This is a genomic window from Pantoea sp. At-9b (assembly GCF_000175935.2).
Classification (GTDB): domain Bacteria; phylum Pseudomonadota; class Gammaproteobacteria; order Enterobacterales; family Enterobacteriaceae; genus Pantoea.
Genome location: NC_014837.1, coordinates 3,101,592 through 3,117,841 on the forward strand (window position 1 = coordinate 3,101,592; position 16,250 = coordinate 3,117,841).

At 54.0% G+C, this 16,250-nt stretch carries 15 protein-coding genes and 4 tRNA genes; 11 read left to right on the forward strand and 8 right to left on the reverse strand.

Annotation, left to right across the window (positions count from 1 at the left end; genetic code table 11):
• Nucleotides 1–13: 13 nt before the first annotated feature.
• A complete protein-coding gene (gltX, locus tag PAT9B_RS14250) occupies nucleotides 14–1,435 on the reverse strand; it encodes a glutamate--tRNA ligase (RefSeq protein ID WP_013509983.1) in 1,422 nt (473 codons plus the stop codon).
• Between the two features lie 273 nt (nucleotides 1,436–1,708).
• Between gltX and PAT9B_RS14255 the strand changes: the two genes are divergently transcribed.
• The 5 genes from PAT9B_RS14255 (at nucleotide 1,709) to PAT9B_RS14275 (ending at nucleotide 2,586) form a co-directional block, all read left to right on the forward strand.
• Nucleotides 1,709–1,784 (forward strand) — tRNA-Val (locus PAT9B_RS14255).
• A 38-nt stretch (nucleotides 1,785–1,822) separates the two neighbouring features.
• Nucleotides 1,823–1,898, forward strand: a tRNA-Val gene (locus PAT9B_RS14260).
• Between the two features lie 41 nt (nucleotides 1,899–1,939).
• Nucleotides 1,940–2,015: transfer RNA gene (locus tag PAT9B_RS14265), tRNA-Val, on the forward strand.
• Between the two features lie 4 nt (nucleotides 2,016–2,019).
• Nucleotides 2,020–2,095 (forward strand) — tRNA-Lys (locus PAT9B_RS14270).
• Between the two features lie 137 nt (nucleotides 2,096–2,232).
• A complete protein-coding gene (locus PAT9B_RS14275; RefSeq protein ID WP_013509984.1) occupies nucleotides 2,233–2,586 on the forward strand; it encodes a FlxA-like family protein in 354 nt (117 codons plus the stop codon).
• On the opposite strand, the gene PAT9B_RS14280 is transcribed toward PAT9B_RS14275, so the two are convergent.
• On the reverse strand, nucleotides 2,583–3,503 hold the full coding sequence (locus tag PAT9B_RS14280; protein WP_013509985.1) for a LysR family transcriptional regulator: 921 nt from the start codon (nucleotides 3,501–3,503) through the stop codon (nucleotides 2,583–2,585). The two genes, PAT9B_RS14275 and PAT9B_RS14280, sit on opposite strands and share 4 nt — an antisense overlap.
• A 99-nt stretch (nucleotides 3,504–3,602) precedes the next feature.
• Here PAT9B_RS14280 and PAT9B_RS14285 point away from each other — a divergent pair, with 99 nt between their 5' ends.
• Nucleotides 3,603–4,595: a bile acid:sodium symporter family protein gene (locus PAT9B_RS14285; protein WP_013509986.1), complete on the forward strand. Its 993-nt coding sequence runs from the start codon at nucleotides 3,603–3,605 to the stop codon at nucleotides 4,593–4,595.
• 59 nt (nucleotides 4,596–4,654) lie between these two features.
• Here the strand turns inward: PAT9B_RS14285 and PAT9B_RS14290 are convergent, their stop codons facing one another.
• The 3 genes from PAT9B_RS14290 to zipA form a co-directional block, all read right to left on the reverse strand.
• The gene (locus tag PAT9B_RS14290; protein ID WP_013509987.1) at nucleotides 4,655–4,870 is read right to left on the reverse strand and encodes a DUF3820 family protein; all 216 of its coding nucleotides are present in this window, start codon (nucleotides 4,868–4,870) and stop codon (nucleotides 4,655–4,657) included.
• A gap of 1 nt (nucleotide 4,871) precedes the next feature.
• Nucleotides 4,872–6,890, reverse strand: a complete 2,019-nt coding sequence (gene ligA, locus PAT9B_RS14295) for an NAD-dependent DNA ligase LigA (RefSeq protein ID WP_013509988.1) — start codon at nucleotides 6,888–6,890, stop codon at nucleotides 4,872–4,874.
• A 73-nt stretch (nucleotides 6,891–6,963) separates the two neighbouring features.
• On the reverse strand, nucleotides 6,964–7,911 hold the full coding sequence (gene zipA, locus PAT9B_RS14300) for a cell division protein ZipA (protein ID WP_013509989.1): 948 nt from the start codon (nucleotides 7,909–7,911) through the stop codon (nucleotides 6,964–6,966).
• Between the two features lie 217 nt (nucleotides 7,912–8,128).
• On the opposite strand from zipA, the gene cysZ reads away from it, so the two are divergent.
• From cysZ to crr, 5 genes are all read left to right on the forward strand, one after another.
• Nucleotides 8,129–8,887 (forward strand): sulfate transporter CysZ, encoded by a 759-nt coding sequence (cysZ, locus tag PAT9B_RS14305; RefSeq protein ID WP_013509990.1) that lies wholly within the window; start codon nucleotides 8,129–8,131, stop codon nucleotides 8,885–8,887.
• A gap of 140 nt (nucleotides 8,888–9,027) precedes the next feature.
• Nucleotides 9,028–9,999: a cysteine synthase A gene (cysK, locus tag PAT9B_RS14310; RefSeq protein ID WP_013509991.1), complete on the forward strand. Its 972-nt coding sequence runs from the start codon at nucleotides 9,028–9,030 to the stop codon at nucleotides 9,997–9,999.
• A 390-nt stretch (nucleotides 10,000–10,389) separates the two neighbouring features.
• Nucleotides 10,390–10,647: a phosphocarrier protein Hpr gene (gene ptsH / locus PAT9B_RS14320; protein ID WP_007889063.1), complete on the forward strand. Its 258-nt coding sequence runs from the start codon at nucleotides 10,390–10,392 to the stop codon at nucleotides 10,645–10,647.
• A 157-nt stretch (nucleotides 10,648–10,804) separates the two neighbouring features.
• Complete coding sequence (ptsI, locus tag PAT9B_RS14325) at nucleotides 10,805–12,532, forward strand: phosphoenolpyruvate-protein phosphotransferase PtsI (protein WP_013509992.1); 1,728 nt, start codon at nucleotides 10,805–10,807, stop codon at nucleotides 12,530–12,532.
• Nucleotides 12,533–12,574: 42 nt separating this feature from the next.
• Nucleotides 12,575–13,078 (forward strand): PTS glucose transporter subunit IIA, encoded by a 504-nt coding sequence (gene crr / locus PAT9B_RS14330; RefSeq protein WP_013509993.1) that lies wholly within the window; start codon nucleotides 12,575–12,577, stop codon nucleotides 13,076–13,078.
• Between the two features lie 59 nt (nucleotides 13,079–13,137).
• Here the strand turns inward: crr and PAT9B_RS14335 are convergent, their stop codons facing one another.
• The 3 genes from PAT9B_RS14335 to cysM form a co-directional block, all read right to left on the reverse strand.
• The gene (locus PAT9B_RS14335) at nucleotides 13,138–14,511 is read right to left on the reverse strand and encodes an ATP-binding protein (RefSeq protein ID WP_013509994.1); all 1,374 of its coding nucleotides are present in this window, start codon (nucleotides 14,509–14,511) and stop codon (nucleotides 13,138–13,140) included.
• Complete coding sequence (locus tag PAT9B_RS14340; RefSeq protein ID WP_013509995.1) at nucleotides 14,508–15,188, reverse strand: response regulator transcription factor; 681 nt, start codon at nucleotides 15,186–15,188, stop codon at nucleotides 14,508–14,510. The genes PAT9B_RS14335 and PAT9B_RS14340 overlap by 4 nt, the downstream gene beginning before the upstream one ends.
• A 178-nt stretch (nucleotides 15,189–15,366) precedes the next feature.
• Nucleotides 15,367–16,248, reverse strand: a complete 882-nt coding sequence (gene cysM / locus PAT9B_RS14345) for a cysteine synthase CysM (protein WP_013509996.1) — start codon at nucleotides 16,246–16,248, stop codon at nucleotides 15,367–15,369.
• Nucleotides 16,249–16,250: the final 2 nt, after the last annotated feature.

A 16,250-nucleotide genomic window follows, 5' to 3' on the forward strand; every position in this document is an offset into this window, starting at 1 on the left:
TCACTCAGGATTATTAGGCCTGAGCTTCGCGCTCAGCAATAAATGCCAGCGCTTTTTCGATACGCGCCACGCTGCGGCTGCGACCAATCGCCTGTACCGTCACATCCAGTGCGGGTGACTGCCCGGCACCGGTCACGGCGACACGCAGAGGCATACCCACTTTGCCCATTCCCAGCTCCAGTTCATCGGCAGCGCTTTGAATGGCGTGATGCACATGCTCAGCGGTCCAGTCGTTGTCGCTGATGGCGGCCAGTTTGTCGCGCACCACTTCCAGCGGCTGACGCGCCACCGGACGCAGGTGTTTCTTCGCGGCGTCGGCATCAAAGGCCTCGAACTCTTCATAGAAGTAGCGGCAAGATGCCGCAATTTCCACCAGGGTTTTACAACGCTCACCCAACAGTGTGACCAGTTTCGCCAGTTCCGGACCGGTACGGGTATCAATGTTTTGCTGTTCAATGTGCCATTGCAGATGGGTGGCGACATATTCCGGCGGCAGCGTATTAATATAGTGATGGTTCAACCACTGCAATTTTTCCGTGTTAAAGGCGCTGGCTGATTTGCTGACCGCATCAAGGGTAAACAACTCGGTCATTTCCGCCACGCTGAAAATTTCCTGATCGCCATGTGACCACCCCAAGCGTACCAGGTAGTTAAGCAGCGCTTCCGGCAAGTAGCCGTCATCACGGTACTGCATCACCCCTACCGCGCCATGACGCTTGGACAGTTTTTTGCCGTCATCACCGAGGATCATCGAGACGTGGGCGTAGGTCGGCACTTCGGCACCAATGGCTTGCAGAATGTTGATCTGACGCGGCGTGTTGTTGATATGGTCTTCACCACGAATCACGTGGGTGATGCCCATATCCCAGTCGTCCACCACGACACAGAAGTTGTAGGTCGGCGAACCATCGGTACGGCGAATGATCAGGTCATCCAGCTCCTGGTTGCTGAACTCAATCGGACCACGAATCTGATCGTCAAAAATTACCGAGCCTTCCTGCGGGTTGCGGAAACGCACCACGCAAGGTTCATCAGCAGCATGATGTTCATGGCTGTCACGGCAACGACCGTCATAACGCGGCTTTTCACCCTTCGCCATCTGCTCTTCACGCAACGCTTCCAGACGCTCTTTCGAGCAGTAGCATTTATAGGCGGTGCCCGCTTCCAGCATTTCGTCGATCACCGCGTTATAGCGATCAAAACGTTTAGTCTGGTAGTACGGGCCTTCGTTCCAGTCGAGGCTCAGCCAGTTCATGCCATCCATAATGGCTTCGATGGCTTCCGGTGTGGATCGCTCCAGATCGGTATCTTCGATACGCAGAACAAATTCGCCCTTGTTATGACGAGCATAAAGCCAGGAGTAAAGAGCAGTACGAGCACCGCCCACATGCAGATAGCCAGTGGGGCTGGGTGCGAAGCGAGTTTTGATTTTCATTCAGCATTGCCTTAAATGCGCGGAGGTTCGTTGTCTGGATGACAAAAAACAGGTTAACGCGAAAAAACAGTGCGCATATTCTAGCAGCTGACCATGATTCCTCAATGATTGTCGCGGCGTGGGTCACGATTGATCGTGGTTTTTCTGCTAATAAAACCAGCACATTGGCTAAAAGCGCCGCGAGATGTTTAATTTTAAAGCGAACGCACATTTATGTTTTAAAAAGCGTTGACTCACTTCGAAGGATCCCTATAATGCGACTCCACACAGCGGGGGTGATTAGCTCAGTTGGTAGAGCATCTCCCTTACAAGGAGGGGGTCGGCGGTTCGAGCCCGTCATCACCCACCACTCTTCAGGTGGCCCGCAGTGAACAAGAGATAAGATATGGGTGATTAGCTCAGTTGGTAGAGCATCTCCCTTACAAGGAGGGGGTCGGCGGTTCGAGCCCGTCATCACCCACCATATCTTAGTCAGATGACACGCTTGTTAAGTAGTACCGAAGTGGGTGATTAGCTCAGTTGGTAGAGCATCTCCCTTACAAGGAGGGGGTCGGCGGTTCGAGCCCGTCATCACCCACCACTTCGGGTCGTTAGCTCAGTTGGTAGAGCAGTTGACTTTTAATCAATTGGTCGCAGGTTCGAATCCTGCACGACCCACCAATGTAGAAAGGCGCCCTAAAGGCGCCTTTTTGCTATGCGCCATTTGCAAATTCCTTTCAAAACCTTAACGCTTTGCGCCCTCATGTAATTTTATCCCCTTGCCGATAACGACTGTGAACTATTGCAAGGAGAAAACCATGAGTACCATTTCCAGTGTGTCCAGTAGCACCAGCAGTGCCAGCAGTAGCGGCAACACGTCGCAAATTGCCAGCCTGAATAAACAAATCCAGAGCCTGACCAAAGAACTCAAAGATCTGTCCAGCGATGACACCCTTACAGATGAACAAAAATCTGAACAGGAGCAGTTGCTGGAGTCACAGATTCAGATGATTGAATCGCAGATCGCGCAAATCGAGCAGCAAGCAGCGGAGAAAGCGCAACAGCAGCAAGAACAGCAGCAAAAGCAAGAAAGCGCCACCACCACCAGCGCGACCAAAGCCGATGGTATCAACCGCCCTACTGATACCAATCAGATCAACGTTTACGTTTAAAACGCTGGTTTGAGGGAACGTTGTTGCGTCAGCAGCGCTGCCTGCTGGCGCACTTCCTGCCAAATCGCCTCCGCGGCGGGCGTCAATGACCGGTTTCGGCGTTTAATTAACATCAGACTGCGGTTGATTTCCGGGTAAAGGCGTCGCACCGTCAGTTTGCGCCCCGCAGGCAATGGCAACGCCAGCGCCGGCAGAATGCTAATGCCAATCCCCGCCTCAACCATCGGATAGAGCGTGGCCGGATGACCAATCTCCTGCACCACATTGACCGAAACCCCCTGCTGGTGCAGTGCGGCATCAATCAACAAACGGCTGCCCGACGCATAATCCTGAAGCACCATGGTGCGACCATTCAGCATTGACCACTGCGGCTGAGTCGCCTGCGCCAACGCATCATCTTCCCGACACAACAGTAAAAAGGGTTCATCCATGATGGTCTGATAATCAAAATCGCTATCCCGTAATGGCCCGATAATGATACCGAAGTCCACCTCCGCGTTACGCACGCTTTGCAGCACCCACTGCTGCGCGCGATCATGCAAAATCACACGAATATCAGGGTAACGTTGTTGACTACTGGCGAGACATTGCGGCATCAGGTGCGCAGAGGGCGTCTGGCTGGCGGCCACCCGTACCGTACCGCTGCGCTGCTCCCCGTAGCTCCGCACATCCAGTACCGTGCTGTTCAGCTCTTCCAGCAAATGCTCCAGCCGGGTTGCCAGTTGCTGTCCAGCCCCGGTCAGCAACACTTCGCGCGTGGTGCGATCCAGCAAGCGCACCCCCATTTCCGCTTCCAACTCTTTAATACTATGACTGACCGCCGATTGGCTCAGGCCAATCACTTGCCCGGCCAGGCTGAAGCTACCGTGCTTAGCCACGGCAACAAAAGTGCGCAATTGTCGGAGCGTATAATTCATCGATATCACTCATAGATTAATGCAATAAATCAATTTTATTTCTAAACCCGTTTGGCGCACAATCAGCAACATCAAATTTTAATTAACCGGATTGTAACAATGGGATTTTTACGCCTCGACCCGATGATGGTCAAACTCATCATCACCGTGCTGCTGGCCAGCTTCTTACCGGCCAAAGGCGGGTTCGTCGATTTCTTTGAATGGCTGACCACCGCCGCCATCGCCCTGCTGTTCTTTATGCACGGTGCCAAGCTGTCGCGTGAGAAAATCATCGCCGGCAGCAGCCACTGGCGACTGCATTTGTGGATTATGTGCAGCACCTTTGTGCTGTTCCCGATCCTGGGTCTGCTGCTGGTGTGGTGGCATCCGGTGAACGTGGGCACGGAAATCTATACCGGGTTTATTTACCTGTGCATTCTGCCTGCCACCGTGCAGTCGGCGATTGCCTTTACCTCAATGGCCGGTGGCAACGTCGCGGCAGCGGTGTGTAGCGCGTCCGCCTCCAGCCTGCTTGGCGTGTTTGTTTCACCGTTGCTGGTCAATCTGGTGATGAATGTGCACAGCGATGCCCCGAGTAACGGGCTGGAGCAGATTGGTAAGATCATGCTGCAACTGTTGGTGCCGTTTGTACTGGGCCACATCTCGCGTCGCTGGATTGGCGGCTGGGTGGAGAAACACCGTAGCCTGATTGGTAAAACGGACCAGACCTCGATTCTGCTGGTGGTGTACTCCGCCTTCAGTGAAGCGGTAGTGAACGGCATCTGGCATCGCGTCGGTGTGGATACGCTGCTGTGGATTCTGGCCGGTAGCCTGCTGCTACTGGTGGTGGTACTGCTGATCAACCTTGGTGCATCGCGTTTGTTTGGCTTTAGCCGCGCCGATGAGATTACGGTGTTGTTCTGCGGTTCGAAAAAGAGCCTGGCAAACGGTGTGCCGATGGCGAATATCCTGTTCCCGGCCAGCAGCGTGGGGATTATTGTGCTGCCGCTGATGATCTTCCATCAGGTGCAGTTGATGGTGTGTTCTTTCATTGCTCAACGCTACAAAACCAGCAATGCGAAACGGCTGGCGCAGCAGCAACAGGTGTCGTAGCGGCGCGATTTATCGCGCGGGTTGTAAAAAAACGGCGCGATAAGCCGCGCCGCGTTACATCAAGTCCGTTTCAGCGGTTTTACCAGGCCTTGTAACCCTTCAATCTTGATCGCCAGGGTGAGCTGCATCAGCTCACCCAGCTTACCGGCGGGAAACTCACCGCTGCGGGCAAACCACAGCAGATACTCCTCCGGTAAATCAATCAACACCCTGCCCTGATATTTCCCAAACGGCATTGGCGTGTTGGCAATCTCAACCAGTTGCTGCTTATCCATATCAGGCTCCAAGCAGGCGAATCATCTCTGCTTCGTCAATCACCGCAATGCCCAGCTCCTGCGCTTTCGCCAACTTGGAACCTGCGGCCTCACCGGCAATTAACAAATCGGTTTTCTTCGATACGCTGCCGCTGACTTTCGCCCCGAGAGCCGTCAGACGGGCTTTGGCATCATCACGGTTCATCTGCGACAGCGACCCCGTCAATACCACGGTTTTACCGGCAAACGGGCTATCGATTTCTGCCGCATTCACCACCTCAACCTGCGGCCAATGCACCCCCATCTCCTGCGTCAGCTCGCGGATCACCTCGCGGTTGCTCTCTTCGTCCATAAAGTTGCGCACGTGGCTGGCGACCACCTGACCGACATCCTGCACCGCAATCAGCGCGTCAAGATCGGCATCCATCACTTTTTCCAACTCACCAAAATGATTGGCAAGGTTAGCCGCCGTGGCCTCTCCCACTTCGCGAATGCCCAGCGCATAGAGAAAACGCGGTAGCGTGGTGAATTTGGCTTTCTCCAGCGCGTCGACCACATTCTGCGCCGACTTCGGCCCCATACGGTCCAGTCCGGTCAGCTTACCGGCGGTGAGACGGAACAGATCGGCGGGGGTTTTGACGTACTCTTTTTCCACCAGTTGATCGATGATTTTGTCGCCCATGCCGTCGACATCCAGTGCGCGGCGCGACACAAAATGCTTGAGTGCCTCTTTGCGTTGCGCGCCACAAATCAGACCGCCGGTGCAGCGCGTCACCGCTTCGCCTTCTACCCGCTCGACATCAGAACCGCACACCGGGCAGTGGCTGGGGAACACGATTTCACGCGTGTCTTCCGGACGCTCTGATTCCACCACGTTCACCACTTGCGGGATCACATCGCCTGCACGGCGAATCACCACTTTGTCACCAATACGCAGTCCGAGGCGGGCAATTTCATCCGCGTTATGCAGTGTGGCATTGCTCACCACGACTCCGGCAACCTGCACCGGCTCCAGACGAGCAACCGGCGTGATAGCACCGGTACGACCGACCTGGAACTCCACATCGCGCACCACCGTCATCTGCTCTTGCGCCGGAAATTTAAAGGCGACCGCCCAGCGCGGTGCGCGAGCGACAAAGCCTAACTGCTCCTGCAACGCCAGCGAATCGACCTTGATCACCACGCCATCGATATCAAACCCCAGCGTTGGGCGCGCCTCTTCAACCTCGCGATAAAACGCCAACACGTCGTCGGCATTATTGGCCAGACGGATGCGGTCGCTAACCGGTAAACCCCAGGCCTTAAATTGTTGCAGACGCCCGAGGTGGCTGGCAGGCATCTCACCGCCTTCCAGCAGGCCAAGGCCGTAGCAGAAGAAAGTCAGTGGACGTTTCGCCGTGATACGCGGATCGAGCTGGCGCAGCGAACCGGCGGCGGCATTACGTGGGTTGGCGAAGACTTTCGCACCGGTACGACGCGCGTCTTCATTCAACTTTTCAAAGCCGCTTTCGGTCATAAACACTTCGCCACGCACTTCGACGCGGGCCGGGATATTGTCGCCATGCAAACGCAGCGGAATGGCGTGAATGGTGCGCACGTTGGCGGTGATGTTTTCCCCGGTGGTGCCGTCGCCACGCGTCGCGGCGCTGACCAGCAGGCCATCTTCATACAACAGGCTGACCGCGAGACCATCCAGTTTGAGTTCACAACAGTACGTCAGGTCATCGCTACTTTTCAGACGATCCTGAACGCGTTTGTTAAAGGCAAGGAAACCGGCTTCATCAAAGGTGTTATCCAGCGACAACATCGGAACTTCGTGGCGAACCTGCTCAAAAGCGGCCAGCGGTGCGGCCCCGACCCGTTGTGTTGGTGAATCCGGGGTGACCAGCTCAGGGTGCGCACTTTCTAATTCACGCAGTTGCGCCATGAGTCGGTCATACTCTGCATCCGGGACTTCCGGCGTATCCATCACATGATAGAGATATTCGTGGTGACGTAACGTGGTGCGCAGCGCGGTGATCTGCTCCTGAACCGATTTCATAGTGCCTCATCCGATAAAAAACCCCCGACAGGCGGGGGTTAGAAGTAGAGATTGTTGACGCCTGCGTAGGTTATCAACCGATAACCTCGCGAATACGTGCTTTATAAGTTTCCAGCTTTTGCGGCGTCATCATACGACGCTCATCATCCAACACCACGCCACCGACATCATCAGCGATACGCTGTGCGGATTGCAGCATCAGTTTAAAGTTCTGGTTCGCATCACCGTAGGACGGCACCATCATAAAGATGGACACGCCAGGCGTGCTGAAATCACCCATTTCATCCGGGTTGAACGAACCGGGCTTCACCATATTCGCCAGGCTGAACAGCACCGGGCCACTGCCGGCCGGACTCAGATGACGATGGAAAATATTCATTTCGCCGAACTGGAAGCCTGCCTGCAAGATCCCCTGCAACAGGGCCTCGCCATTCAGCACGCCACCCGCATGGGCAGCGACATGCAGCACCAGCACCGCTTCTTTCTTGCTGCCCGCAGCGGCGGGTTGCGGCTGTTCTTGATGGGCAACAGGCGTCTCTTCTTCCGGCTCAGGCTGTGGTGCCACGACCGGTGCTGCGGCAACCAGCGGCTCCTGATCCAGTAGCGGATCAGCCTGAATCGGCTGCGGCTGAACCACCGGTTTCACAACCGGAGGCGCAGGCGGAACGGGTTGCTGGCGCACTTCTGGCTCCGCATCAAACAGCGGATCGCGCGCAACGGAAGGTTCCTGACGCGGTGCAGGCTGACGAACAGGTTCAGGCGCGCGGACAGGCTTTTCTGCGTAGCCACTCAGATCCGGTTCATCATGCGTATCGCGACGAACACGTACTTCGCCGACGCCTTCATCATCGTCGCTCAGCAGATCATCATCCGCTTCTTCGCGTTGTTTCAGACGTTTGTGCGGGCGATCGCGAAACACGGAAGAGCGCTCTTTACGGCTGGTCCACAGTCCGTGAAGTAGCAGCGCTATTATGGCGATCGCGCCAACAACGATTAATATCAGACGCAAATCCTGCATCATTGTATTCTCTGTTGTTCCAATACCTTGCCACCACGGCAAACTTTACCCTCTAACTGTATTTGCCCAGCTACACAAGTGCAAGTCTGTGCAGTATTTTCTGACAAATAAGATAGCTCCCCCACGCTTTTTTGCTGTTTTTTCGTGCAAAGCGACCCTGTTGCCGATAAAAAGGCAGGTTATGATGTTCGCGCCCCTACACATTGGAGAAAGGCTTGTTATGCCCGCTGAGAATTCAGTCTCATCTTTGAATGGTATTCATTACTTTGCCGAGGGCTGGAAGCTGGTGCGCCTGCCCGGCATTCGCCGCTATGTCATCATCCCGTTGTTGGTCAATATCCTGTTGTTGGGTGGTGCCTTTATTTGGCTATTCCATCGTCTGGGGCAGTGGATTCCGCAATTAATGGCGCATATCCCCGACTGGCTGCAATGGTTGAGTTATCTGCTGTGGCCGCTGTCGGTCATCTCGATAGTGCTGGTGTTCAGCTACTTTTTTTCGACCATTGCCAACCTGATTGCGGCCCCCTTTTGCGGACTGCTGGCGGAACAACTTGAGGGACGTTTGACTGGCAAACCGCTGCCCGATAGCGGCTGGCTTGCCATGATGAAAGACATTCCGCGTATCATGAAACGAGAAATGCAGAAGCTGGGCTACTATTTGCCGCGCGCACTCGGTTTATTGCTGCTCTACTTTATTCCAGGTTTTGGTCAGACCGTGGCACCGGTTTTATGGTTTTTGTTTAGCGCCTGGATGCTCTCCATCCAATATTGCGACTACCCGTTTGATAACCACAAAGTGAGTTTTCAACAGATGCGCAATGCGTTACGTCGCCATAAAAGCGCCAACATGCAATTTGGCGCGTTGGTCAGCCTGTTTACCATGATTCCGATTCTCAATCTGGCAATTATGCCGGTGGCCGTTTGCGGTGCCACCGCCATGTGGGTAGACCGCTATCGCCAGCAAAATGGCCGCCATTAATCCATCAACAAGCCTTATGCATTTTTGCATGGGGCTTATGGTCGTGGGCTATATAGATATACGATTTCTTTCCTTCCGCACACGGGCAGAAAAGGTATGCTCTGAGGGTTCCCAATATTTCATACAGTTAAGGACGAGCTATGAGTAAGATCTATGAAGACAACTCGCTGACAATTGGTCATACGCCGCTGGTTCGACTGAACCGCATCGGTAACGGCCGCATTCTGGCGAAGGTCGAGTCCCGTAACCCGAGCTTCAGCGTAAAATGCCGTATCGGTGCCAATATGATTTGGGACGCAGAAAAACGCGGCATTCTGAAACCTGGCGTAGAGCTGGTGGAACCGACCAGTGGTAACACCGGTATCGCTCTGGCCTATGTGGCTGCGGCCCGTGGTTACAAGCTGACGCTGACCATGCCAGAAACAATGTCGATCGAACGTCGCAAGCTGCTGAAGGCACTGGGTGCGAATCTGGTCCTGACCGAAGGCGCGAAAGGCATGAAAGGTGCCATTGCCAAAGCAGAAGAGATTGTGGCCAGCGACCCGGACAAATATGTACTGCTCCAGCAGTTCAGTAACCCGGCTAACCCGGAAATCCACGAAAAAACCACCGGCCCGGAAATCTGGGAAGATACCGATGGTGCTGTGGACGTGTTCATCGCCGGTGTCGGCACCGGTGGTACGCTGACCGGTGTGAGCCGTTACATTAAGAATACCAAAGGCAAGAAAGATCTGATTTCGGTCGCGGTTGAGCCGACCGACTCACCGGTTATCGCGCAGGCGCTGGCGGGTGAAGAAATCAAACCCGGCCCACACAAAATTCAGGGCATCGGCGCAGGTTTCATTCCGGGCAACCTTGACCTGAAGTTGATTGACCGCGTCGTTGCCATCACTAACGACGAAGCCATCAGCACCGCACGTCGTCTGATGGAAGAAGAAGGTATTCTCGCCGGTATCTCTTCAGGGGCTGCGGTCGCCGCTGCGCTGAAGTTGCAGGAAGATGAAGCCTTCGCCAATAAGAACATCGTGGTGATCCTGCCTTCCTCTGGCGAACGTTATCTGAGTACCGCGTTGTTTGCTGATCTGTTCACCGAAAAAGAGCTGCAACAGTGAGCGGTCAAAGTCTGAAATGACGAAAAAAGCACCCAAATGGGTGCTTTTTTGTGGCTTAGATCTCACTTTTACCACCTGGCAGATTGCTTTCAGTGACGTGGGTCTGGTATTTAAGCAACCAATTATTTCGATGCCTGAAATTAATCAGGCTTTGAAGTGGATCAAGCTGAATCGATTTACTGATTTGGCGATACGGCGAATCACGGCATAATGAGCAGATGGAGCGATCATCTCTGCTTTTGATCCTTCCGCTGGATATGATGCTCACATCGCATGCGCATTTTTTTGGTTAGCGTGATGCCATCCAGTGCACCTACACAGGCTAAAGTTACGGCTCCAGGCTAGACTTTAGATCCATAACACCAAACCTGATAAAGTTGGGGAAATAGAATGTTCCAGCAAGAAGTTACCATTACCGCACCTAACGGCCTCCACACTCGTCCTGCAGCTCAGTTCGTTAAAGAAGCTAAGGCTTTCCAGTCAGAAATCACTGTGACCTCGAATGGCAAATCTGCCAGCGCGAAAAGCCTGTTCAAACTGCAGACACTGGGTCTGACTCAGGGTACGGTTGTTACGCTGTCTGCCGAAGGTGAAGATGAGCAGCAAGCGGTTGAACACCTGGTGAAACTGATGGCTGAGCTGGAGTAATCCACTCAGTTTGTGACTAAACCGACTCCTTTGCCCCATTGAGTGCAAACATCTTGATCGCGGACAACTTGTCCGCGTTATTGCTTCCGTAGATTACACGTCCGCGACAATGGCAATGCATTGGGTCAACGAGCCATCGTGATTAAAAGGTAGGGTTATGATTTCAGGCATTTTAGCATCACCGGGTATCGCCTTCGGCAAAGCATTGCTGCTGAAGGAAGATGAGATCGTCATCAACCGTAAAAAAATTTCTGACGATCAGGTTGAGCAGGAAGTACAGCGCTTCCTCGACGGACGCAGCAAAGCTGCTATCCAGCTCGAAGCCATCAAAGTTAAAGCCGGTGAAACCTTCGGTGAAGAGAAAGCGGCGATCTTTGAAGGTCACATCATGCTGCTGGAAGACGAAGAGCTGGAGCAGGAAATCATCGACCTGATCAAAAAAGATCACGCGACGGCTGACGCTGCTGCCCACTCGGTCATTGATGGCCAGGCGAAAGCCCTGGAAGAGCTGGATGACGAATACCTGAAAGAACGCGCCGCTGACGTGCGTGATATCGGTAAACGCCTGCTGCAAAACATCCTCGGCCTGCACATCGTCGATCTCAGTGCTATCGAAGACGAATCCATTCTGGTGGCAAAAGATTTAACGCCGTCAGAAACCGCACAGCTCAACCTGAAAAAGGTGCTGGGCTTTATCACCGATCTCGGTGGCCGTACCTCACATACCTCCATCATGGCGCGTTCGCTTGAGCTGCCAGCGATTGTCGGTACAGGTAACGTGACCGCGACCGTTAACAACGGTGATTTTCTGATTCTGGATGGCGTAAACAACAAAGTTTATGTCAACCCGACGGCAGATGTACTGGAAGAGCTGAAAGCCATCCAGACGCAATATCTGTCTGAAAAACATGAACTGGCAAAACTGAAAGATCTGCCGGCTATCACGCTGGATGGTCATCAGGTTGAAGTCTGCGCCAACATCGGTACGGTACGTGATGTAGCCGGTGCAGAGCGCAACGGTGCGGAAGGCGTTGGCCTGTATCGTACCGAGTTCCTGTTTATGGACCGCGATTCGCTGCCAACGGAAGAAGAGCAGTTCCAGGCGTACAAAGCCGTTGCTGAAGCGATGGGTTCACAGGCGGTTATCGTCCGTACTATGGACATCGGCGGTGACAAAGATCTGCCGTACATGAACCTGCCGAAAGAAGAGAACCCGTTCCTCGGCTGGCGCGCTATCCGTATCGCGATGGACCGCAAAGAAATTCTGCATGCCCAGCTGCGTGCCATTCTGCGTGCCTCGAAATTCGGCAAACTGCGTATCATGTTCCCGATGATCATTTCAGTGGAAGAAGTTCGCTTCCTGAAAGCCGAACTGGAAACCCTGAAAGCGCAACTGCGTGAAGAAGGCAAAGCCTTTGATGAGACCATTGAAGTGGGCATTATGGTGGAAACACCGGCTTCAGCGGTTATTGCTCGTCATCTGGCGAAAGAAGTCGACTTCTTCAGTATTGGGACAAACGACCTGACACAGTATACTCTGGCGGTCGATCGTGGTAATGATTTGATTTCTCACCTCTATAACCCAATGTCGCCTTCCGTTCTGGGCCTCATCAAGCAAGTGATCGATGCATCACATGCCGAAGGGAAATGGACCGGCATGTGTGGTGAGCTGGCTGGTGATGAACGTGCTACACTACTGTTACTGGGAATGGGGCTGGACGAATTCAGCATGAGTGCCATTTCAATCCCAAGCATCAAGAAAATTATTCGTAATACCAATTTTGAAGATGCGAAGGCATTGGCGGAGCAGGCTCTGGCTCAACCCACAGCAGACGATTTGATGAACCTGGTTAACAAGTTCATCAAAGAAAAAACACTCTGCTGATCCGCGAGACGCTGGCCCCAAATTACTGCTTAGGAGAAGATCATGGGTTTGTTTTCTAAACTTTTTGGCGATAAAACAGAGAGCGCATCAGGGACTATTGAAATTGTAGCGCCTCTGTCAGGCGAAATCGTGAATATTGAAGACGTACCAGATGTGGTATTCGCGGAGAAAATTGTCGGTGACGGTATTGCGATCAAACCGACCGGCAACAAAATGGTTGCGCCGGTTGATGGCACCATCGGTAAAATTTTCGAAACCAACCACGCATTTTCAATCGAGTCTGACAACGGCATCGAGCTGTTCGTCCACTTCGGTATCGACACGGTTGAACTGAAAGGTGAAGGCTTCAAACGTATCGCTGAAGAAGGCCAGAAAGTGAAAAAAGGCGATGTGGTGATCGAGTTTGATCTGCCGCTGCTGGAAGAGAAAGCAAAATCCACGCTGACGCCGGTGGTGATCTCGAACATGGACGAGATCAAAGACCTGATCAAACTCTCTGGTCCGGTAACCGTGGGCGAAACCCCGGTGATTCGTATCAAGAAGTAATTCGCAGTCTGGATAGTAAAACGGCACCCACTGGGTGCCGTTTTTGTTTCTCAGGGAAGTTAGTCCTGTTTCCAGCGTGGCAGCCTGAGCGTTAGCTCCAGCCCCCCTTCCGGGCGGTTAACCGCCTGAACTTCGCCATGGTGCGCCAGCACCACCTTGCGCACAATCGACAGCCCCAGGCCATAGCCCTTGCCCATCAACGGTGAATTGACGCGGACAAAGGGGTCGAAAATGCTGGAAAGCTTTTCATCATCGACACCTGGCCCTTGATCGCGCACACGAATCGCCAGCCACTGATTTTCCGCCTGCAAGCGCACCTGAATATGCTGCCCCTTGTGGGAGAAACGCAGGGCGTTGCGCAGCACATTCTCTACCCCACGCCGAATCAGCTCAGCATTGCCATGCACGGTGTAATCTGCGTTTTCATCGACCTGAAAATCGACCTTCACCCCTGGAATCTGTGCCTCGTAACGAACATCGGTCACTATCGCATGCAGCAGGCCGGTCAGGTCGAAATACTGCTCACCCGGCATACTCTCGTGCTCGGCACGCGAGAGCGTCAGCAGTTCCCCGATCATCTTATCCAGGCGACGCGCTTCTTCGTCGATGCGGTTCAGGGAAGATTCAACACTTTCCGGCGTCTGACGCGCCAGACCGGTCGCCAGCTGTAAACGAGCCAGCGGCGAACGCAGCTCGTGGGAGATATCATGCAGCAGCTCCTCACGTGCTTTCACCAGCGTATCCAGTCGCTCCACCATCGCATCGAAATCCTGCGCCACACTGGAAAGCTCGTCATGGCGTTTGCGCATCACCGGATAGAGCCGCACACTCAGGTCACCGCTGCTCACGCGGGCAAAACCTTCACGTAACTGGCGCATCGGACGTGTCAGGTTCCACGCCAGCAGCAGGCTGAACAGCAAACCGAGCGCACCGGCAAAGGTAAACATCGGCTCAGGGATATTCAGAATGCGGCGAGGGCCGCCGACCCCCATAGAGCTATCTTCCCGCAACGCTTTGACGTCGTAACGCAGCTCATACTCTTTACCGTCCGCCCCTTTCACCCAGCGGACAATCACATCCGGGAAGGGACCGTGGAACGGCTCATTAAAGCCTGAAGGTGGCAATCCTTCCGGTGGTGTATTCACCGTGGTGTTGGGTTTACTGTGCTGGATCACCGAAAAAAACTGACGATCGTTCGGTTCCCAGTCGGCCATCATATCATCCAGCGCGCCTGGCCCACCGCGCTCCAACACCGACACCGCCGAGGCCATCTGCAAATTCACGATACGACGAATCGCCACGATTTCTGGTGGCTCGTGGCGATTACCGGAAAGCGAAAAACCAAGCCACAGCAGCTGGCTGATAATGACAAATACAATCCAGAAGCCCAGCAGGATCTTCCAGAACATCCGGCCACGGTAGCTGTGCTTCATCGAATGCGATAACCAATACTGCGCACGGTTTCGATATTGACGCTGTCAGCGGTCAACGCTGCCAGTTTCTGGCGAATATTGCTGATATGTACATCAACGCTGCGATCGTAGGCTTCACGCGGACGCCCCAGCCCTTTTTCTGACAGCTCATCTTTTGATACCACGCGATCGGGCGCACGCATCAACAGGTCGAGTAGGTTGAATTCCGAGGCGGTAAGGTCAAACGCCTTGCCCTGCCATTCGGTAATACGGGTCGCAGGATTGAGACTCAAATCGCCCCAACGCAGCACTTCTTTCTTATCGGGTAACGGAGCCTGATCTTCAAAGCGACGCAGCACGGCACGCAGTCGCGCCACCAGTTCACGTGGATAACAGGGTTTTGGCACATAATCGTCCGCCCCCATTTCCAGACCGATAACGCGATCGATATTGTCGCCTTTGGCGGTCAACATGATCACCGGCAGACGGCTGTTCTGGCGTACCTGACGCAGCACATCAATTCCGCTCATATCCGGCAGCATGATATCGAGGATCATGGCGGTGTAATTACCTGAAAGCGCACCTTCAACCCCGGCACTTCCGGTCAAAACCAGTTGTGCATCAAAGCCTTCAGCAATCAGGTATTGGCTCAGCATAGTACCAAGCTCTAAATCGTCATCAACAAGCAGAATTTTCATCTTTATCTCTCGTACAAAATTGCCGCTATTTTGTCCTGAGTTCGTCCTGAGCGCAGCCGGTTTTACTCGATCCTTACAGTGACGATACTCCGTAGCGACGCGATTTATCGCGCGAATTTAAAACACAGGAAAACAGCGCGATAAATCGCGCCGCTACGCATTTTTACAAGAGGATAGTTTAGTGGAAAACACCCGTGGAGAGATAACGATCGCCGCGATCGCAAATAATTGCGACCACAACGCTGCCCGGCTGGGCCGCCGCGATGCGTAACGCACCCGCCACCGCACCGCCGGAGCTGACGCCGCAGAAAATGCCTTCACGCTGCGCCAGGGCACGCATGGTTGCTTCCGCTTCCTGTTGAGTCATATCCATCACGTCATCCACCAACTCCGGGCGAAAAATCCCCGGCAGATAGGCGCTTGGCCAACGGCGGATACCGGGAATGCTGCTGCCTTCCTCGGGTTGCAGGCCGATGATTTTCACCGCAGGCGCATACTCACGCAGGTAGCGCCCCACCCCGGTAATGGTGCCGGTGGTGCCCATGCTGGAGACGAAATGCGTCATGCGTTGCTGGCTCTGCTGCCAAATTTCTGGACCGGTGGTCAGGTAGTGGCCGAGGGGATTATCCGGGTTGTTAAACTGATCCAGTACCCTGCCCTCACCGCGTGCGGCCATCTCCTGCGCCAAATCACGCGCCCCTTCCATGCCCTGCTCACGGGTCACCAGCACCAGTTCAGCGCCGTAGGCACGCATCGCATCCTGTCGCTCCTGGCTCATGTTTTCTGGCATCAGCAAACGCAGACAATAGCCTTTCATCGCCGCAATCATTGCCAGCGCGATGCCGGTATTGCCGCTGGTGGCTTCAATCAGGGTATCGCCCGGTTTGATCTCGCCGCGCAACTCCGCCTGATGAATCATCGACCAGGCGGCGCGATCTTTGACCGAGCCAGCCGGATTGTTCCCTTCCAGTTTTAACCAGATTTCGCTGCCGTTGTCAGGCGTCAGGCGCTGCAACTTAATCAACGGCGTGTTACCGATGGTATTTTCCAGTGTGGTCACGG